The sequence below is a fragment of the Mycoplasma crocodyli MP145 genome, from assembly GCF_000025845.1.
Classification (GTDB): Bacteria; Bacillota_I; Bacilli_A; order Mycoplasmatales; family Metamycoplasmataceae; genus Mycoplasmopsis; species Mycoplasmopsis crocodyli.
On record NC_014014.1, the window covers coordinates 498,124 to 518,633 of the forward strand.

General features: G+C 26.6%; 20 protein-coding genes and 3 tRNA genes. 9 read left to right on the plus strand and 14 right to left on the minus strand.

What is annotated here, in order from left to right:
* The first annotated feature begins 65 nt into the window (after positions 1 to 65).
* From MCRO_RS02150 to MCRO_RS02165, 4 genes are all read left to right on the plus strand, one after another.
* Complete coding sequence (locus tag MCRO_RS02150) at positions 66 to 725, plus strand: deoxynucleoside kinase (protein WP_013054578.1); 660 nt, start codon at positions 66 to 68, stop codon at positions 723 to 725.
* The gene (locus MCRO_RS02155; protein WP_041594050.1) at positions 725 to 1,378 is read left to right on the plus strand and encodes a deoxynucleoside kinase; all 654 of its coding nucleotides are present in this window, start codon (positions 725 to 727) and stop codon (positions 1,376 to 1,378) included. The genes MCRO_RS02150 and MCRO_RS02155 overlap by 1 nt, the downstream gene beginning before the upstream one ends.
* Positions 1,379 to 1,484: 106 nt before the next feature.
* Positions 1,485 to 1,572: transfer RNA gene (locus MCRO_RS02160), tRNA-Leu, on the plus strand.
* A gap of 23 nt (positions 1,573 to 1,595) precedes the next feature.
* Positions 1,596 to 1,671, plus strand: a tRNA-Lys gene (locus MCRO_RS02165).
* Between the two features lie 459 nt (positions 1,672 to 2,130).
* Here MCRO_RS02165 and MCRO_RS02175 read toward each other — a convergent pair.
* From MCRO_RS02175 to dhaK, 14 genes are all read right to left on the minus strand, one after another.
* The gene (locus MCRO_RS02175; RefSeq protein WP_158300403.1) at positions 2,131 to 3,498 is read right to left on the minus strand and encodes an MAG4530 family protein; all 1,368 of its coding nucleotides are present in this window, start codon (positions 3,496 to 3,498) and stop codon (positions 2,131 to 2,133) included.
* The gene (locus MCRO_RS02180; RefSeq protein WP_013054154.1) at positions 3,467 to 3,919 is read right to left on the minus strand and encodes a hypothetical protein; all 453 of its coding nucleotides are present in this window, start codon (positions 3,917 to 3,919) and stop codon (positions 3,467 to 3,469) included. The genes MCRO_RS02175 and MCRO_RS02180 overlap by 32 nt, the downstream gene beginning before the upstream one ends.
* Before the next feature lie 126 nt (positions 3,920 to 4,045).
* Positions 4,046 to 4,122 (minus strand) — tRNA-Ile (locus tag MCRO_RS02185).
* A 41-nt stretch (positions 4,123 to 4,163) separates the two neighbouring features.
* A complete protein-coding gene (gene rpsI / locus MCRO_RS02190) occupies positions 4,164 to 4,574 on the minus strand; it encodes a 30S ribosomal protein S9 (RefSeq protein ID WP_013054376.1) in 411 nt (136 codons plus the stop codon).
* A gap of 2 nt (positions 4,575 to 4,576) precedes the next feature.
* Positions 4,577 to 5,011 carry a 50S ribosomal protein L13 gene (rplM, locus tag MCRO_RS02195; RefSeq protein WP_013054672.1) on the minus strand — a complete coding sequence of 145 codons (435 nt, stop codon included), beginning with the start codon at positions 5,009 to 5,011 and terminating at the stop codon, positions 4,577 to 4,579.
* Positions 5,012 to 5,113: 102 nt separating this feature from the next.
* Entirely contained in the window at positions 5,114 to 5,800 is a 687-nt protein-coding gene (locus MCRO_RS02200) for a 16S rRNA (uracil(1498)-N(3))-methyltransferase (protein ID WP_013054173.1), read from the minus strand.
* 116 nt (positions 5,801 to 5,916) lie between these two features.
* Positions 5,917 to 7,170, minus strand: coding sequence for a cell division protein FtsZ (gene ftsZ, locus MCRO_RS02205; protein ID WP_013054495.1), 1,254 nt, complete (start codon positions 7,168 to 7,170; stop codon positions 5,917 to 5,919).
* Between the two features lie 14 nt (positions 7,171 to 7,184).
* Positions 7,185 to 8,369, minus strand: a complete 1,185-nt coding sequence (locus MCRO_RS02210; RefSeq protein WP_013054691.1) for an MAG3720 family protein — start codon at positions 8,367 to 8,369, stop codon at positions 7,185 to 7,187.
* Between the two features lie 17 nt (positions 8,370 to 8,386).
* Positions 8,387 to 9,289 carry a 16S rRNA (cytosine(1402)-N(4))-methyltransferase RsmH gene (gene rsmH / locus MCRO_RS02215; RefSeq protein WP_013054336.1) on the minus strand — a complete coding sequence of 301 codons (903 nt, stop codon included), beginning with the start codon at positions 9,287 to 9,289 and terminating at the stop codon, positions 8,387 to 8,389.
* On the minus strand, positions 9,289 to 9,720 hold the full coding sequence (locus MCRO_RS02220) for a division/cell wall cluster transcriptional repressor MraZ (RefSeq protein WP_013054716.1): 432 nt from the start codon (positions 9,718 to 9,720) through the stop codon (positions 9,289 to 9,291). The genes rsmH and MCRO_RS02220 overlap by 1 nt, the downstream gene beginning before the upstream one ends.
* A gap of 407 nt (positions 9,721 to 10,127) precedes the next feature.
* Positions 10,128 to 10,811 (minus strand): potassium channel family protein, encoded by a 684-nt coding sequence (locus MCRO_RS02225; RefSeq protein WP_013054243.1) that lies wholly within the window; start codon positions 10,809 to 10,811, stop codon positions 10,128 to 10,130.
* A gap of 121 nt (positions 10,812 to 10,932) precedes the next feature.
* Positions 10,933 to 11,328 (minus strand): dihydroxyacetone kinase phosphoryl donor subunit DhaM, encoded by a 396-nt coding sequence (gene dhaM, locus MCRO_RS02230; protein WP_013054185.1) that lies wholly within the window; start codon positions 11,326 to 11,328, stop codon positions 10,933 to 10,935.
* A 1-nt stretch (position 11,329) separates the two neighbouring features.
* The gene (gene dhaL / locus MCRO_RS02235; protein ID WP_013054497.1) at positions 11,330 to 11,929 is read right to left on the minus strand and encodes a dihydroxyacetone kinase subunit DhaL; all 600 of its coding nucleotides are present in this window, start codon (positions 11,927 to 11,929) and stop codon (positions 11,330 to 11,332) included.
* Positions 11,930 to 12,928, minus strand: coding sequence for a dihydroxyacetone kinase subunit DhaK (gene dhaK, locus MCRO_RS02240; protein ID WP_013054724.1), 999 nt, complete (start codon positions 12,926 to 12,928; stop codon positions 11,930 to 11,932).
* Positions 12,929 to 13,146: 218 nt separating this feature from the next.
* On the opposite strand from dhaK, the gene MCRO_RS02245 reads away from it, so the two are divergent.
* The 5 genes from MCRO_RS02245 to MCRO_RS02265 all read left to right on the plus strand — a co-directional run bounded on the left by MCRO_RS02245 (position 13,147) and on the right by MCRO_RS02265 (position 20,480).
* Complete coding sequence (locus tag MCRO_RS02245; RefSeq protein ID WP_013054381.1) at positions 13,147 to 15,126, plus strand: GGDEF domain-containing protein; 1,980 nt, start codon at positions 13,147 to 13,149, stop codon at positions 15,124 to 15,126.
* 1 nt (position 15,127) lies between these two features.
* Positions 15,128 to 15,586: a 50S ribosomal protein L9 gene (rplI, locus tag MCRO_RS02250; protein ID WP_013054132.1), complete on the plus strand. Its 459-nt coding sequence runs from the start codon at positions 15,128 to 15,130 to the stop codon at positions 15,584 to 15,586.
* A gap of 20 nt (positions 15,587 to 15,606) precedes the next feature.
* Positions 15,607 to 16,995 (plus strand): replicative DNA helicase, encoded by a 1,389-nt coding sequence (gene dnaB, locus MCRO_RS02255; protein WP_013054401.1) that lies wholly within the window; start codon positions 15,607 to 15,609, stop codon positions 16,993 to 16,995.
* A 118-nt stretch (positions 16,996 to 17,113) separates the two neighbouring features.
* A complete protein-coding gene (locus MCRO_RS02260; RefSeq protein WP_013054795.1) occupies positions 17,114 to 18,346 on the plus strand; it encodes a CNNM domain-containing protein in 1,233 nt (410 codons plus the stop codon).
* Between the two features lie 70 nt (positions 18,347 to 18,416).
* Complete coding sequence (locus MCRO_RS02265; RefSeq protein ID WP_013054664.1) at positions 18,417 to 20,480, plus strand: MnuA family membrane nuclease; 2,064 nt, start codon at positions 18,417 to 18,419, stop codon at positions 20,478 to 20,480.
* Positions 20,481 to 20,510: the final 30 nt, after the last annotated feature.

Sequence of the window (20,510 nt, forward strand, 5' to 3'; positions counted from 1 at the left end):
TCTTTAAAAGATAAGCCTTTTTATTATGCTAATATAATTTTACAAATAAAAAAATGGAGGTAAAAATGTTAATTGGAATAAGTGGAATGATCAGTAGTGGTAAAAGTGTTTTAAGTAAAAAACTTAATAAATATTATGCCAAGTCAGTTATGCTAAAAGAATTTGAAGAGGACGATGAAGTATTTAACACCTTCTTAAAATGACTTTATGAAAAGCGTCCTAATCTTACTATCGGTTTTCAATCATATGTTGTTGAAAATCATACAACTAAATTATCAGAATTACTAAATGATTACAAAAAAAATTCTAAGGATTGAAAACATGAACATATATTCTTAGATCGTTTTAGTATTGAACATTACATATTTGCTCATGTTAATTTAGAAGCAAAGGGAAAAAAATATTTAGACGGCTACGATGCTTTATTTTCAAAACTCATCACACAAGATGAAACACCTAATTTAGCAATATACTTAGATATGACTTTCGAAACATTTAAGAAGAGATTATTTAGCCGCGGAAGAAGTGTTGAAGTTAATAACTTTGAAGCCAACTATGAATACTTCTATAAGTTATATAGTGTGTATAAGGACTTATTTATCAAACAAGCAGCAAAATATAACCTTAACTACGTAATCATTAATACTGATGATTTAAATGAACAAGAAGTATTTAAAAAGGCGATAGAAGTTATTGATAAATTTGTAGAAAAAGGAAGCAAATAATGGTTGTATCAATCAGTGGAATGATAGGCTCTGGAAAAAGCACAATAACTAACAAATTATCACAACATTACACAAATTCTATAATGGTTAAAGAATTTGAAAATGATGATCCTGTATTTAACACCTTTTTAAATTGATGCTATGGCTTTAAACCAAATATTGATCTTGGTTTTCAATCATACATTGTAGAAGCTCTAAGTCAAAACTTCTATGAACATTTAGAATTATTTAACAAGAAATTTAAAAATAAAAAAGCATTTATGTTCCTAGATCGTTTTACTCTAGAACATTATATATTTGCAAAAATTACTCTTGAAAAAAAACCGGCCAAATATTTTGAGGCATTTGAAGCTTTGTTTGAACATATACTAGATGTAAAAACAAATCCAGATTTCGCTTTATTCCTTGACGTTAATTTTGAAGTTGTTAAACAAAGAATAATAAAAAGAAACAGATCAAGTGAAGTTGATAATTTTGATGAGAATCTAGATTACTTTTATAGATTATGAAGCATGTACAAAGATGAATTTATTAGTCTTGCTAATAGGTATAAAATACCATTTGTAATAATTGATGCCAACGAAAATAATGAAGAAAAAGTTCTTGAAAAAGTAATAAATGAAATTGAAAAAATAAAAGATAAATACTTGTAATTATTACAAGTATTTTTTAAAATAAATAAGTTAAAAATAATTATGTTTTTTCTATTGAAATATTTTTTTTTAATGTATAATAGAAAAGCAACAAGCAAATTAAATTGCCCAGGTGGCGGAATAGGTAGACGCAAGGGACTTAAAATCCCTCGGTTGTTATGATCGTGCTGGTTCAAGTCCAGTTCTGGGCACCAACTTCTTTTATTAAGAAGCAAGTGCGCTCTTAGCTCAGCAGGTAGAGCAAATGGCTTTTAACCATTGGGTCAGAGGTTCGAATCCTCTAGAGCGTACCATTTCAAGAAATTGACGTAAAAAATCACCATTTTTATGGTGATTTTTATATTATTTAATGGTCTTGTTTTAAAAACTTTATTTGTTCTTTATATAAGTAATATGTTGCAACCGGAAGTGTTAAAGAAAGTAGAAATAAAGCTAAATAAGAAATAAATCAGTTTAATCTCACATTATTAAATATGTACTTTGTAACCTCTGCTTTTGGAAAAATAATTCTAAATATTGTTGTTAAAGTAAATATTATTAACAAAACTAATAGTATTGAACAATTAAGTCAAAAATTTCGATATTTTCTAAATGTGTAATTATACAAATTGAACCAAATATAAATACTTATTAAGGTAAATGCAGTTATAAAACTAATGAGAATATATAATTGTAGAAATATATTTAAAAATAAAGATATAGATAATAAAGTAAATACTATGAATGCACCAATATAGAAATTTTTAGTTATTTTATTCATTTTTATTTAACTCCTTAATCAAATCATAAATTAATATTAATCTTATATCGATTTCAGATTCATTATTTTTTGTATCTAGATGTTCAAAAGAACTTAAGAACTTGTATAAATTGTCTTTGTGATAATTAAAATCAATTTCTTGATAATTGGATAAAAATCTTTGTGTGTTTATTTTAACTTTTATTTTTTCATAATTGTCTACATTTGTTATTATCTTCTCGTTGTCCAATCTCGTTAGTAAATTAGACATATTTGTAGTATTAGAATTCATATATTTACTTATAATCATTAATCTCTTATTATTAAAAATAATATTGTTGATTTCACTTAATCACAATTTAACCTCAATAAGATTCGAATCATTAAAATTAAATGTTTTTATAAAATTAATTAGATTTTGTTGTTGATCTTCATCTGATAAATCTATTACCTTTTTTTCTTTTATTACAAGCGATAAAAAGTAATTAGTTGTAATTAATAATTCTAATTCTTTACAAAACATTTTCTTACTAAAGATATTTTTCTTCGTTAAAAGAAAAGCAAGATCTTTAAGCGAATTATTTAATTTATTATCATAATTTGGAATGGTATCTTTAATGTTGTATGATTGAATTAATTTGAAGATTTGTGAGTATTTCATAGCAAACATTCAATATAAATTAGGTATCATTACACCGTCTTTAAGATAAATAGATTTTTGTGGAATAATCTTTACATTTATTAATTCAACACTTTTATTATAATATTTTCCTTTACCTAAATTTAGATAATTGCTTTCAATATTTAAGTTTTCATATGATAAATTTTTTAAGTCTATTTGTTTTTGAGTTGTTGCTAAAAAATCAAAATCATTTACATCTCTATAAAAATCATTATATCTATATTTTATAGAAGCACTTCCTTGCAATGCATATTTGTTTTGATTATTAGACATAAATTTGAAGAATCCTACTTCATTGCTATTAAATTCATCAATTGAAATCTTTTTTGAAATATTATTAAATTTAAAAGTAAAGAAGAAATATAAATTTAATTTTTTTAAAGATCTATACAAATTAAACCAATAATTGTTTGATATAGACAATGTTAATACATAATACATAAAGAACCATGCAGCAGGTATAAACAAAATAATTAAGCCAATAATTATTTGAAATAACTCTTTTGAATCTTCAATAACTTTTTTTATATCCGGATTTATTCTTTCTTGAATGATTAAATATATAAAATATGAAAAGATAGATAAATATATTAAATCAAATATTAAAAGTATATGAATATACCATTTTTTCTTGTTGTGTATTTTTTCACAAAGTTTAATTTTTTTATTAATATCCACCAGAACCTCAACCTCAATCATTTAAGTTATTTCACTTAATCAAATCGTCTAATGCCTTATAATAAATACTATCCACAATTTTACTAAATTTTGAAATCTTTAACACAATTTTTAGTTTTGTAAAAATTCTTATTTTAAATGGAAAATTATTCACATCATTAACAACTTCATCTGTTATCTTAAGGCTTTTAAAAACTTCTATATTCTTATTTAATATTTCATCTATTTCCGTACCGGATATCAGATTTCCATCTAATTTTGTAAAATGACTAAGTCATTTTTTATAATTATCATTATATAAATTTATAAAGTTCATTTCCTCATTAGTTTTATTTTCTTTTTTTATTATAAATTTATAGTAACTATTATTTTTAACGTTTAAAATAAAGTTTGATAAAATCTCAAGTTCTTGTTCAGAACTTTGATTGTAATTTGTATTCATTTTTATCCTTTTTTAATTTTTTTAGCAATTTTAAAATTTTATTTTATTAATTGCTAAAAAATTATACCCTTTTTTAAGGATAATAAAAAAACTGCATGAAGCAGTTTAACGATCAATTTCTTGAAATGGTGCGAACAAATGGACTTGAACCATCGACCTCACGATTATCAGTCGTGTGCTCTAACCAGCTGAGCTATGCTCGCATAAGAAATATCCTTTGTTGGATATTGAATTATTAAACAAATTAACGTTTTGAGAATTGTCTTGCACGACGAGCAGCTTTTAAACCTGGTTTTTTACGTTCTTTAGCACGAGCATCTCTTGTTAACATTCCTTGAGGTTTTAATTTTAATCTATATTCTTCATTAGCTTCAATCAAAGCTCTAGCAATTCCTAATCTAATTGCTCCAGCTTGACCACTTAATCCACCTCCAGCTACTTTAACAGAAACATCAAATTGATTTACTGTTTCTGTTAATGTAAATGGTTGATTAGCATCCTTTAAGTAAATGTCTGATGTTAAGTATTCTCTAGCTTCACGACTGTTGATTACAAACTTACCTTTACCTGGTCTTAAAATAACTCTAGCTACTGAAGATTTTCTTCTTCCTAAACCACGGTATTCAACACCGGTTTTCTTTGTTGCTGTTGTCATAACTATTTAACCTCTAATCTTTCTGGTTTTTGTGCTTCATGCTTATGATCACCACCTACATATACAAATAAATTACGACGTTGTTTGTCTCCTAATTTTGTATGTGGAACCATTCCAAAAATTGCTTTTTGAACTAGTGCTGTAGGTTTTTTTTCTCTTAATTTTTCAGCTGTTATGCTTTTAAGTCCACCTGGATATCCAGAGTGTGAGTAATAAACTTTATCTGTTTCTTTATTTGCTGTTAAAACGATTTTTTCAGCATTAATAACTATTACATTATCACCCATATCTGTATTAGGTGTGAATGTAGTTTTATGCTTACCTCTTAATACGTTTGCAACAAAAGCAGCTAAACGTCCTAAAACTTGACCTTCTGCATCAACAACATATCATTTTTTATCTGCAGTTTGATTGTTAATCATTGTTGTTTGTCTCATTGCATTCTCCTTAATGTTAATTTAAAATTTTAGTCCAATATATAATAACTATAAATTGCTTATTTATTATAACATTAAAATAAAAATTCAAAAGAAATTTAATTATTTTTCAATAAGTTGACTAAGCAAATAAATACTTGCGCTTTCAGCTCTTAAAATTCTTCTTCCTAAACTTACTACTTTGTAATCATTTTTAACAGATAAATCAATTTCTTTTTTACTATAGCCACCTTCTGGCCCAACAAAAATAATTACATCACTATTAATATTTCTGTAATCATTATTTTCTAAATCAATTTTTTCATGTGCTATTATCTTATTATTAATATATCTATATTTAATAATGGCTTCATTAAAACTCATAGGATTATCCAACTTGATAAGTTTATTTCTAAATGATTGTTCACTAGCTGATTTAATAATCGAATTAAATCTTTCATATTTATTAATAAACTTATTATTTTTATATAGTGAACCATCAGTATGTTCACTGATGATCGGAACAATTCTAGTAGCTCCTAATTCAATGGCTTTTTGAAGTAGTCATTCATAACGGTCTATTTTAATAATAGAAGCAGCTAATATAACTTCATAACCAATTTCGTGGTATTCATTTATTTTAGAAATAATTTTAGCCTTATCATTTTCAAGACAACATTCATAAAATTCTTCATTAAAAACTACTACAAAATTTTTGTTATTTGCGCGAATTACTTTTAGATGTTTAAGTACATTCATATCTAAAAGTAAATATTCACCTTCTTTGTGATCGGAAAAAAATCTATTCATGCTTAATATTTTACAACAAAAAAGCAGCTATTTAAATAGCCACTTAAATATTAATAAAATAATTTTTATGTTATTGTAACCTTTACATTAGTCTTCTTACATCGACTTGGATAATGTTAATCAGTTTCAAATCACATAGCATTTCTTTTAGTAGTACTTATATTGTTGTTTTCACTTTCATTGTATTCAGTAGTTTCAGTAAATTTAGCATAATTGTTAATTTCTGAGGTTGTTGCTTGTTGCGAATAAATATCACGACGAGTTTTTTCTTCTTGAATGTTGTTAAAATTTTCAATTTCTTGTAATGTTTCAATTGTATCCGTACTTACTTTATCAATCGCTTCTGGTTTTGAAGCAATTGTATCAAGTCCTGTATTAATACCACTTGCTACTATTGATACTTTAAAAATATCTTCTATTTCTTGTAATGATTCATGACCTGAAATTATTTCAATATTATCATCATCTTCATCTACTCCAAGATGTTTATAAACTTCTTTAATAGCTAAAGAGATGTCTTTTCGTGTAACTTTTTTGTCATGTTGAATATTAACTAAAAATCTTGAAGCACCTTTAACATCATAAGTGTATAGATTATTTGCAAATGCTTTTTGAACTGCTCTTATTGCTTTATCTTTACCTGAAGCACTTCCTAACCCTACAACTGTAAGACCGGAATTGTCAAGTATTTTTCTAACATCAGCATAATCGATATTTATAATACCTGTTCTATATATAATGTCATGAATAGCAATAATAATGTTTTTAAGATTTTGATTAGAAACTTTATAAGCATCTTCAATTGGGAAGTCTCCGTAAATTTCTTCTAATTTTTCATTAGAAACTACTATATATGAATCAACTGCACTTTTAAGTGCTTCTAATTCAGCTATAGCAACTTTATTACGTTTTCTTCCTTCATATTCAGATGGTGTTGTAACAACTGCAATTGTTAAAGCACCAAGGTTTTTAGCGATTTGAGCTATAACTGGTGTAGCACCAGAACCTGTCCCACCACCAAAACCAGCTGTTAAAATAACTATATCAGCACCTTTTAAATGATCTTCTATTTCCCGAGCACTTTCGATTGCTCTTTTTCTTCCTACTTCAGGAACACTACCAGCACCTAAACCTCTATTTTCTTTTGAACCTAAAGATATTTTTTTCTGACAATTATTATTAGCAAGTGCTTGTGCATCAGTATTAGCAACTATAAAATCAATGTTTGGATAGGCGTCTTTATTCATAAATTGAATAGCATTATTACCTGCTCCACCAACTCCAACAACTTTTAAGACTATTTGAGCTGCATTGATTTCAACTTCTTCTTTATGAGGTTGATTTATGGTTTCTATAATTAAGTTTTGCATAATTACTCCTTATATTAATTGTTTTTTTGTAATGTAAATAAATATTTAATTCTTTGCATCATTGTTTTTTTAGGTTGTAATGAAAAATGAGTTGTTAGTGTATCAATTTGATTATTATTTTCTTTTCTATAATTATTTGAAATGTTAAGAGCTCCTGTAATAGTACTATCATTGCATTTAAATAACATCAAACTTTTTTGTCCATCTAAAACTTTCTTTTCAAGATGATCAATATTGTCTAATTCAATTTTTTCAGTTAAATATTGTGCTAGAACACCACTAAAAGCTACATTATTTAACTGGATATTTTTTACAATATTGTTTGTTTTTAAAAATTTATTGATTTCATGTTTAAAAACATTACTTAAAGTATCAAGTTCGTTTTTAAATATATCAAGTGTTTCACTTTCTATATTTTTAAAGACGTCTAAGTTTTTTGAAATTGCTTTTATTCTATTAAGAGTACCATTAAGTGTTAATTTTGTTTGGTTACACAATTTCATAAGCAAATTATTTGTACCAAATGAAATTTGTTTATATTTAATGGTTACTCCATTCACTATTAAAGCAAGAGCTGTATAATTTTCGTTAAAATCAACTAATAAGTTATAAGCCGGACTAACTCTTAGATGTGAAGCTAAGGCCATGGTTTTAACTAAATAGTTAATATTTCCAAAATTGTAGTTAGAAAATAATTTTTTTATGAGTTCTAAATCATCATTATTAGGTGTGTGAAATAGTGAAGCTGAAACATTTAGTGTGTTTGCAACTTTATTTTCGGGAAAATCTAAATATTCTTTATTCATTATTCCATCATTTGTTGTAAAACGATAGTATTGAGTTTTGAAATTACCATTTTTATCATATAAAAGGTAATTGTTAAAATTTCCTAATATTTCATTTTTTGTATTTGTGTCTATAACATTTTTAATGTCTTTGACTTCTGTTTTTAAAATTCTTAATGATAAATTATTAATTTGATCATCATCAAGAACAACGTTTGTTATTAATAGATTTTCTTGAGAATACTTTTTAACTATTAATTCAACTTGAGATAATTCATTTTCAATTTCATCTAGATTTGAAAAATTAGATACTTCTTTTTGCTTAAGAATGTAGTAATTGTCATTTCTATCTTCTATTAAAACTCATTTAAAAAAGTCTTTTGAAAGTCTAAAATTCAAAAAATATTTATTCATAAGTATTCTCCTCTCTATTAAATTAATTTAGTTAATATTCTTAGTTTTGCACTACGTGAACGTTTATTTTCAAGTAATTCCTTTGCACTTGGCTTTATTTGCTTTGTGCTAAAGTATTTAATTTCATTAATCGGCATTTTAGCAGGCATCTTTGAAGAACATAATTCAGTGAATTTATGTTTAACAAGCCTATCTTCAATCGAATGAAAAGTGATAATACTTAATGATGAATTTTCCTTTAAAAGTTCAATTGCATCATCAAGCATTGTTTTTAAGGAATCTAGTTCGTTATTAACTTCGATTCTTAATGCTTGGAATACAGCTTTTGCTGGATTCTTAGCGCGTAATATTGCAGCTGGATATGCACTTTTTATAATTTCTACTAATTCAAGTGTGTTATTTATAGGTCGATTTTTTTCTATAACTTTCGCAACTTGCTTTGCAAGCTTTACATCAGCATATTTTAGAAAAATATCAACCAGTTGTTCACATGAATAATTATTAACTATATAATGAGCATCAATTTCTTGATTTGTATCCATCCTCATATCTAATCTAGCATCTTTATTGTAGCTAAATCCTCTGTTTGCATCATCTACTTGAGGTGATGAAATTCCAAGATCTGCGATAATACCATCTACTTTATTAATATTAAGTTTAAAAAGTTCTGATTTTAATTTTGAATAATCACTATTTACTAGTATGAACTTATCACTTATTTGACTAAGACGTTTCTGGCTAATTTCCAGAGCATATTTATCCTTATCAAAAGCAATTAATAAACCTGATTTTAATTTTTCAAGTATTTTGGTTGAATGTCCTCCCATTCCTAAAGTTAGATCAATATATATACCATCTGGTTTTATATTTAAACTATCAATAGTTTCATTAAGTAGAACTGAATAATGAAGTTTATCCATTATTTATTCCCACCCGAGAGACTTTGTGCAATGTTTGCAATTTCATCTGCACCATATGACGAATTATATTCATCATATTTTTCCTTAGACCATAATTCAACAGAAGAACCAACTGGTATAAAGACTACTTCTTTTTGGATAGATAAAGCATCTAGAATGTTTTTAGGAACTATAAAGCGAGCTTGTGAATCTAAAACTATTTCAACAGCTTTACCCAAGATTTCTCTTCTTAGAATTCTCGAGTTTCTATCAAACATATTTAGGTTTTCAATAAAACTTGTATATTTTTCAAATTCAGCTTTGCTTCTTAATTCAGCATTGCCATCAAAGCCTAATGTTAAATAAAAGCATGACCCCAACCCATCTCTTAACGAACTAGGTAGGATAATTCTCTTTTTATCATCAAGTTTTCTTTCAACTAATCCGAACATCCACTTTCCTCCACTATCCACCACAATTTTACAATTAAAATATATTTTATATTCCAAAATGGTAAAAATTATCCCTGAAAAAAAATAATAATGTGTATGTTTTTAACATTTTAAACATTTTTAGCAAACAAAAAAAGCATAATATTAGCGATATTATTGAATTATTATGCATTTTTTGTTATTTTTTTAAGTTATTAACATTTTAAGAATTAGAAAATTTTCACTATTTTTCATTATTTCCACATATGAATAGTTGTTTTACTTAAATATTGTTTAATTGATATTTTTATTAATTTATTAAAAAAATATAATACAAATAAATAAGAGGTGTTTATATTAATTTTCAATACTTTTTCTAAAATACAAGCTTAAAAAAATCGGTTTTTAAAGATAAAAAAATATGCAGTTTATTGCATATTTTTGTTTTCATTACATCAACCTAGTGCAGCAGTTACATCTCTAACATCACCAATCAATGTTACTAAATCGTTTAATTGAAGCACAACATCTCCGGTTGCTCTCATTGATGTAGGCCCTCTTTTTATTAAAACCACTGTTATTCCACGGTCATTAAATCCTAAATTTTTAAGAGGAACCCCAACTATTTTATTGTTTTGAATAATAGTAGTTCCTAACACAAAACCACCATCAAGTTCTTGAAGATTATTTGAGTATTTTATAAAATTATCGTTTGCTGCTATTAAAGCGGTTCTTATTCCACTTTCTTGTTCTGGTCTAATAATAACATGAACACCTATTTGTTTTAAAACTCTAGCATGTCTCTTGCTTGTTGCACGAGCTATAATATTTTTAATATTTAATTCAAGTAAAGCAGCTACTATTTCAATGTTATCTGCTACAGCGACAACAACAGTTTCAAATTGATCGATTTCAAGTGATTTTAGCACACGCATATCTGCTGCATCAGTTATCACTATTCTTTGAACTTCATCAGCAAAAACTTGAGCACTTTTTTCATCTTTATCAATTATAAAAACACTTTTACCCATTTTTAATAATTGGCTAATTATTGCTTGCCCAAATCTTCCTGTTCCTATAACGCAAATATCATCTTTATGTTTAACATTCATAACACCTTCTTTAAATTAATTATTTATATATTTTACAACATTTTTAATTAGTAATTAATTTAAAATTTTGCAAATCTTATTTTATAATAAAAGCCACATAATAAATATATGGCTCTTATTATTACTTAATTTCTGGAAATTCATTAAGTAGCATAGTATAAAGTTCTTTGACACTTGTAGCAAATCCTGCTTGCACCACAGAAATTAAAGCGCTCTCTACAAATGGAGTTTTAGCTAAAATAACTCTTTTCTTTTGCTCATCATCCAAATCAAAATCTATTGCCATTTCGCTATTCATAATTGAACTACCTAAATCAGCAATGATTAAAAGTTCATTATTATCAGTAATTAATGATTGTATTTTTTGAGATACAACATCGCCATCACTTCCAATTTTCCCTTCCTTAGTTCCACCTAAATATTCAAATTTAAAATCAGAACTTTTCATTTCAGAAGCCAACTCAAAAACACCTTTTGCAAGATTTTGAGAATGAGAGATTATTAAAATATTTACCAAGTTATTTTACTTCCTTGTTTAATAATTCAAAGATTAAATATATTGTTGTAGCTCCAGGATCATTTACACCAATACTTCTTTCACCTAAATATGAAGCGCGCCCGCTTCTAGCTGCTATATTTTTAATAAATTCATTTTCATCTTTAGCAGCATGATATGCTTTTTTAACAAATTCATTAAAATCCTTAACATCTTTTGTTGCTTGCTCTACTGCAAATAAAATATCATACATTGTTTTATTGCGATATTCAGTTTTTCCACGAGCCTTTAAATTTTCATTAGCAAAACTAAAAGCATCTAAAAATGTTTTTAGTTCAAAAGTTTGATCTTTTATCTTTTTGGAAAAAGCCATTAACCACGTACCTAATAAAGGACCTGAAGCTCCACCTACGTTTGATATTAAGAGCATGGCACACTTACCAATTTTTGCATCAAGTGGAAGTGATGCAAGACTATCAAGATTTTCCACAACTTTATTAAGTGCTCTTGAAACATTTGTTCCATGGTCACCATCACCAATTTGACTGTCTAAATCAGAAAGATAATTTTTATTTTGCTCAATTACTTCATTAATTTTTTTGACTAATATCTCAAAAGTCATTTACTTAACCACCTTTAGAGCAGGTGTATTTGCTTTTGCTTTTAATAGTGATTCCATTTCTTTATCTAATAACAACATTGTTAAACTAAATCCTGGCATATCTATACTTGTCATAAAGTTTCCAACTTGAAAGTCCACAACTTCAAGTTGGTGTTTTTTAGCAAGTTCTGAAACTTTTCTAGCAATTATATATTGTTCCATCAATGGAGTAGCTCCTAAACCATTTACCATAAGTGCAACTTTTTGTCCTTTTTTAGGGTTATGGTGTTTTAATAAAAAGTTAAATAATTGTTCAGTGTGTTGGTCTGCTGTTTTTAAACTTTCACGGTGTGTTCCTTTTTCTCCATGAATTCCAAGACCTATTTCAACTTCACCTTGTCCAATTTCAAAAGATTTTTTACCATTAGCTGGTATTGTGCAGCCATCTAACGACATTCCATAACTAGCTAAATTATCGATAACTTTTTGAGCAACTTTTTTAACTTCTGCTAAACTTGCACCAGTTTCGGCTAATGCTCCAGCAATTTTATGAACAAAAATTGTTCCTGCTATACCTCTCTTACCAATTGTGTATTCACTATTTTCTAATGCTATGTCATCATTAACTACAACATAATCTACTTCAAGATCATCCATTGCGGCCATATCTTTAGCCATTTCAAAATTTAACACATCACCGGTATAGTTTTTAATAACTAATAATGTTCCTTTTTGCGATGAAATTGCTTTAATAGCTTCATAAACCATATCAGGTGTTGGACTTGTAAAAATTTCTCCAGCTACTGCTGCATCAAGCATACCTTCTCCAACAAAACCACCATGTGCTGGTTCATGTCCACTTCCTCCACCACTTATAAGTGCAACTTTTTTAGAATTTGTTTTTGCTCTTAAAATGATATTATGTGTTGGGTGTTTTTTTACTAAATCGCTATGTGAAGCAGCAATTCCTAAACACATTTCTTCAACAATATTTTCAACTTTATTTATAAGTTTTTTCATAATTTCCTCCATTGTTTTTAATAAATAAATTATAAATTATTATTCAATAAAGCACCTAACATTTTTTTATTAAATGGAAATTATGGAAACATTATAAATTACAAAATTAATCAATATTTTCAAATCTGCAAAACTATAAAATGAAATATATTTATTTTTTAAAGTGATTAAATATAAAAAATACTTAATAATATATAATAATAAATAAAGAGGCTTAAATGAACAAAAAACAAAAATTGATAACATATATTTCATGTGGAATTTTAACATTAATATTACTAGTTTCCTTTATTTTAATGGTTATCTATAACCACAATGATTTATATTGAAAAATATATGCAACTCTAGTTATTTTTACAATAAGTGCGGCTATTTTATATGTTTTTTATATTATATTAAATGGCTTTATAAATAGAAAAGAACTTGTTAAGAAATCTTTCAATAGTTTTTCACAAGCTGTTATTTCAAATAATAACATCGGTATTATTATTTATGATAATTATGAAAATATTATTTGAACTAGTCAATTTATTAAGGATAAGTTTAATAATAATTGTATAGGTTGAAATATTGCCAAGTTTTTTAGAGATTATTCAACTAATTTAAGTAATATCAATAGAAATACATCATTTCAAATTAAACATAAAAACTGTTTTTATGAAGTGCAAATTTGGCCTATTAAAAACACAATTTCGATTAGAGATATTACTGTTGAAATTTTAGTAAAAGAAGAAGCAAGAGAGCAACAAATAGTTATTGGAGAATTAGAAATTGATAACTTTCAACTCTACCAATCAATGTTATCTGAAGAACAGCTTTTTAACATTAACAAATCGGTTGTTAATGCAATAGAAAAAGTTATAAAACAAGATGATAACAACTTGATTTATCGCCAATATACAAACGGTAAAATAATTATCATTACCAATCGTAAAACAATTGATATTTTGCAAGAAAGAGAATTTAGAGATCTAGTAAATATTGAAAGTGAAATTGCACTAAGTTTAGGAAATAAAGTAACCTTATCAATAGGATTTGCAACTGGTTGATCGAAATTAGAAACAATGATTGAACAAGCAAAAAAGGCTTTATTACAAGCTCAAAACAGGGGTGGAGACCAAGTTGCAATTTTCTCAAATTCAACAAATCCTATTTATTATGGTTCAACAAGTCAAATAATGCCTGACAATAATCGTTCAACAATTAAACTTATTGGTAATAATTTGGTTGATAAATTTAAGAGCAAAGATATTGATAATGTAATTGTTTATGGACACTCTACAGCTGATTTAGATGCAATTGGCGCTGCATGAGCAATACATGATTTGGCTAAAAGATTTGGTAAAAACTCATATATAGGAATTAGGACATTTGATCTTACTTCTAAAAGAGTTATGTCTCATCCACTTATAAATATAAAAATTACTGATTTGCCTTTTATAGATCTAGATAAAATATCAAAATTAACAACACCTAGAACAGTAGTTGTTTTTGTAGATATCTCCGATGTTAAAAGAACCGATAATAAAGATGCTATTATTAATGCAAAAAGTGAAAATATCTTTATATTTGACCACCATAGAGTAGGAAGTAATGTTGATTATTGTCCTCGTGAAAACAGATATATTGATCCAAATGCATCAAGTGCTTGTGAAATAGTTACAGAACTTATTACATTCATTGAACAATATGGAGAAATTGATAAAAAAACAGCGCAATTATTATTAAATGGTATTTATTTAGATACAAGTCAATTTACAAAATCAGTAACATCAAGAGCTTTTATGGCTGCAAGTTGATTACAATCAAAAGGAGCCTCAGGTTCAATTAGTAATGAATTGCTTAAAAATGATGTTGAAACAAATTCAAAAGTAGAATCGTTACTTGAAAATTTAAGTCAAGTAAAAGAAGGTTTCTTTTTGGCTTATAAAGATGAAGTTGCAGAAAATGATGTTATATCAATGGCTGCAAATGAAATATTAAATATAAGTGGAAGAAAAGCAAGTTTTGTAGTGGCAAAACTTCCTAACTCAAACACTTATAAATTAAGTGCAAGAGGTATTGATACTAACGTGCAAATTATTTGTGAAGCTGTTGGAGGTGGGGGACACTTCGGAACTGCAGCAGCCGTTAGCGATGAAAAACTAGATGTCTTTATAGACAATATTAAACAAGCAATTGTTGGAAATAGAGGTTAAAATGAAAATAATATTATTAAAAGATTGTAAAGAAGGAAAAGCAAATACTATCGTCGAAGTAAGTGATGGGTATGCAAAAAACTTTATGATTCCAAAAGGTTTTGCACTAGCTTATAATGCAAATACAGTAAAAATCTTAGAAAAAAAACTTGATGATCTTTCTGCACAAGAACATGAAAATAGAACTAAAGCACTTAAATTGAAAGACGAAATTGAAAAAGTAACTTTAAATTATACATTAGATGCTAACATTGATGCTAATCAAAATTTAAACGTACATGGTTCAGTTTCAACAAAAGTAATTGAAGCTGATTTATCTAAATTAGGATATAAGTTAGATAAATACTCACTTGAAAAGATTCACTTTGTTAGCGAAGGAACTCATGAAGTTTCGGTTAAACTTTACAAAGATATTTTAGCTAAAGTTATTGTAAAAATTACTCTTAAATATGTAAAATAGGTCATATGAATACTTCCACAATGAAAAATAATTATGAGACAATTCATCAAAGTCTTGAAACCGAAAAAAGGGTTTTAGGTATGATTTTAAGCAACACGGAATTTCAACCTGAAATGTTAACATATATTACAGAAGAAGAATTTTTTAATCCTTATAACAAGGAAGTTTTTAAAATTATCCTTAATCTTCAACCTACATACGGAGTTGTAAATTCAGATGAAATTGTTAGGTGTATAAAAGAAAATGACACAATGTTTTTTTATATAAAAAGTGATATGATATATTCATTTTTATGTGAGTTAGTTTTAAATGCCGGAATTGTTGAAAATCGTTTTAGTTACTATGAAAAACTTGTATCATTAAGCACACTAAGAAAAATAGAAAGCTCAATAAATAACTTCAATAACTATATTGTTTCAAACAAGAATATAAAACCAGATGATGCTATGAGAAAGCTTGAAATGGATTTATCAAGCGTGAGCAATAAACGCGCAATTAAAGAATATGAAGATTCAAAATCAGTCTCAAATGAATATTTTGATGACCTTTACAAACGTTCTAAATTAACTGATGGTGAACTTAATGGAATTGCTTCGGGGTATACCGAATTAGATAATATGACTCAAGGTTTTAAAGGCGGTGAACTAATCATTTTAGCAGCTAGACCAGCTATGGGGAAAACAGCTTTTGCTCTTAACATCGCGTCTAATGCTGCAACTACAAAAAACGTTGCTTTTGTTAGTTTGGAAATGGCTTCTACTCAATTAATTGGAAGAATTTATTCGTCAATTTCAGGAATAGTTGGAGAAAAGCTTAAAAAACCATCTTTGCTTAATGATCTAGATTGACAAAATTTAGATATTACTAAAACACAAATAGGAAACTTAAAACTTTTTCTTGATGATTCAACAACATCTCATCTTAATGAGATAATATGAAAAATTAAAAGATTAAGTAAAACAATTAACCTTGATTTATTGGTAGTTGATTATTTACAATTAATTACTTCACCTGATACAAAAGGTGAAAATCGTCAAAACGAAGTCTCTAAAATTTCTAGAAGTCTTAAACAATTAGCAAGAGAATTGAATATTCCTGTTATTGCACTTTCTCAACTTTCAAGAAGTGTCGAAACTAGAGAAGATAAAAGACCTATAATGTCAGATTTAAGAGAAAGTGGTTCTATCGAACAAGATGCCGATATGGTTATGTTTTTGTACAGAGCTGATTATTACAACAAACAAAAGAATAAGGAAAGTTATGATCCAACTGTAAATCAAACCGAAATTTGTGAATTAATTATTTCAAAACACAGAAATGGTCCAACTGGAAAAATTTATTTAGGTATTAACTTAAATACATCAAAATTCATAAACGTTCAGAGGCAAGATCCTTTTGAACCTGAATAATATAAATTTGATATAATTAAAAAAATAAAAGGAGATATGAAAATGGATTATTGACCGAGGGTGCTGAATAATAAAAATTTATTCGCACCTAAAAAAATAATTAAACTTGGAGGAAAATATGCAACTCTGAGTTAAAATTCTACTTCTAGGAATACTATTTATTTTATTTATACTAAGTAGTATATTTAGCGGGTGTGAAACTGCTTATACATCAATTTCACCAGCTAAAGTTCAACAAATGATAGACCATAAAGAACGTGGTCACAAGATGATTGATAGACACATAAAAAAATATAATCAAACATTAAGTACAATATTAATAGCCAATAATATTGTAAATATTTTAGCCAGTGTTTTAACTACGTTATTATTGAGTACATTAATAACTAACAGTGGTATGGTGGCTATTATTTCGACAATAGTTGTAACACCTATTATTGTTATTTTTGGTGAGATTTTGCCAAAAATATTTGCTAAACACAAACCTGTTTTATTCCTTAAAATATTTGGCTACTTAATCGAAGCACTTTATTGAATATTTTTCTTATTTACCTATCCATTAAGCAAATTAAGCAAAAATGTTTATGTTACAAACTCAGAAAATGAAATTAAGACAATGTTATCAATGGCTAAAAGTGAAGGTGTTTTAGAAGCACACGAAAGCATTTTAGCTCAAAAAGCTTTAGACCTTGATTCATCAAAAATTTCTCAGCACTATGTTCGTTTAAAGGATGTTGATTGTATCCATTTTAATGCAACAATTAAAGAAGCTTTAGCAATGTTTAAGGAAACTAATTATTCAAGAATACCAGTAATGCAAGATGGAAACTTAGTTGGAATAATTATGCTTAAAGATATCTTTCACTTATCAACTGGAAACATCGCAATGTACATAAAAAGAGTACCACAAATATCAGCTAATTCTCTACTTTCAATAGGATTAGAGAAATTAAGAACATCAAGAGCTCAGATGGCTTTTGTAACCGAAAACAATAACTCAAGTGAAATAATCGGAATAATTACAATTGAGGATATCATCGAAGAACTAGTTGGAGAGCTATATGATGAGTATGATACTGATGAAGATATTTATGAAATTTCTCTCGAAAAAGCACGTGCAAAATCAACTGTTTTAGTCAAAGATATTTTTAAACAACTTGAAATAAACTCAAACGACATGCTTGATGATAACCTTGATTTAACATTAAGAGAGTGATTAACTAAGGAACTTAAAGTTCAAAAACTAAGAAAAAATTCAAAATATACATTCAATGAGATAGTTCAATTTAAAATAATTTCTTCATCAAACAAAACGAATAATTATGAAGTTGTTGAAATAATTTTATTATAAAAATATGGAAGTCAATTTCCATTTTTTTTATAATAAAGATATCAATTTAAGATTTTAGTATAATAGCAATATGAATAAAAAGAATATAAGAAACTTAATAAAAAATACCTTAAAAGTGGCTACTGTAGCAACTCTTACCACTTTTCCACTGATTACTTTTTCATGTCTTTTTGATAAAAAAGAACAAAAAGAATCAGCAAGTGAACGATTTAAAAAATATTCTGAAAAACTTAGATTTATAAGCAATAAAAAACTTAAAAAATCATCTATTGAAAAGCATGAATTTAACAATGTTTTTATAATCGAAGGAAATGACAATGTTAAATATAACATTATTTATAATACTGTTGAAGTAGAAAAAGATAAACTAATTATCAAATATCAAATTACTGACTCGATAACTGGAGAATTATCAGAAATTTTTAGTTATTCATTAGATTTAAAAACAATACTCGATACAAGCGAAGTAAAAACTAAAATTGAAAAAGATTTAAGTGATTTAGAAGTTAAAAAAGTTACAATCAATATTAAAGAACTTAGTGATGAACAATATCCAACAAAACTTCCTAGTGAAGTCAATCAAAAGGATTTATTATTTGCGAATTATCAAGAAGATAAATATGAACTTAAAGTAACTAATTTTATTCAAGATGACGAAAATGGAATTTTAAAATTTTCATACCATTTAGTTCTTAAATCAAATAAAACAATTATAAGTGAAATACTAAACGAAGAAATCGACACATTTAAAAAGAATTCTTCAAATGGCATTAATCCTAAAATTAATGAAAAAGAACTTATTGATAAAGAAATTCTAAAAGTAAATCTTCATATTAAGGATTTAGAAATAAGTCAATATAGTTCTAAACTTCCAACAGAATTAAGTGCTTTAGATATTATTTATTCGAATTACAATGAAAATAAATATAGTATTGAAACACTTAATTTCTTACCTAACGATGAAGAAGGTAAAATAACTTTTGACTATGTTTTAAAGCTTAAAACTAATGATTCAATAACAAGTAATATTATTAAAAAAGAGATCATAGGATTTAAAATTTTTACTGTTGATCCAACTACTCCACCAATCATACCTATTAATCCTACAACTTCAAAAAAGGAATTAAAAGTTGGTCATTGAAATGTTTTAAATTTCGGTAGCAAGAATTTAAATATAGATTCGCCAAAAGTTTATGCACTTGCCAACATCATAAAAAATGCTAATTTTGATTTAATAGGATTAACTGAAATTAACTATGATGCAGCAGATTCGGTAAAATTAATAATTGATTATTTAAATAATAAAGATAAAATAAGCAAGTGAAACTATGTATTTCAACCAATAGATCAAGCAAGTTTATCAAATTCAAATACCAATACAAAAGAACAAGTTGCAATAGTTTACAAGTCATCTATTTTTGAACCTAAATCATTTAACAACAACAAAATGGGAGATTCATATGCGGGTTCATTTAAAGGTATAAAAACTTCAAATATTTTGATGTATAAAAGACCATTATATGCCCATAACTTTAATTTAATTGGATTAAATAAATCATTTACATTTGTATTTGGACACTTCGATAGTCCGGGTTATAAATCTGGAGTAGAACAAAGTTCTGGAAAAAGTTTCGAATATGATAACGTTTCGTATTCATTAGCGACTAGTCAAGGTGAATTCGAAGCATTTGAAGCTATACGTTTAAACGATGCCTTAAAATATTTTGACTCAATTGATGGAGATTCGACTATTCTTTTCGGAGGAGATACAAATATAAAATATGGTAATAACGATCTCTTCAAAAGTGCTGAAAAAAATGGTTACGAACTTCTATATGGAGATTCAAAAAGTAACGACCAAAAATATGCAACAAGTTTAAAATCAAGAGATTTAGGATATAGTGAACCATATGACAAAATACTTTTTAAGGAAGCTGTTGGAGTAGATATAATAAGCGAAAAAGAAAATGCAACACTTGACTTTAAAATAGATATTATTAATGCCTTTAATAATAATTTAATTGATAAAAATGAATTTATTAAAATGATTGATACTAAGTATGATACTGATATAAAAAAGATTCGTTTTATTTCGGATCATGCACCAGTTTTTGCAAAAATTGTTATAAAATAATAATATATAGATTATGACTAATTCTATAGT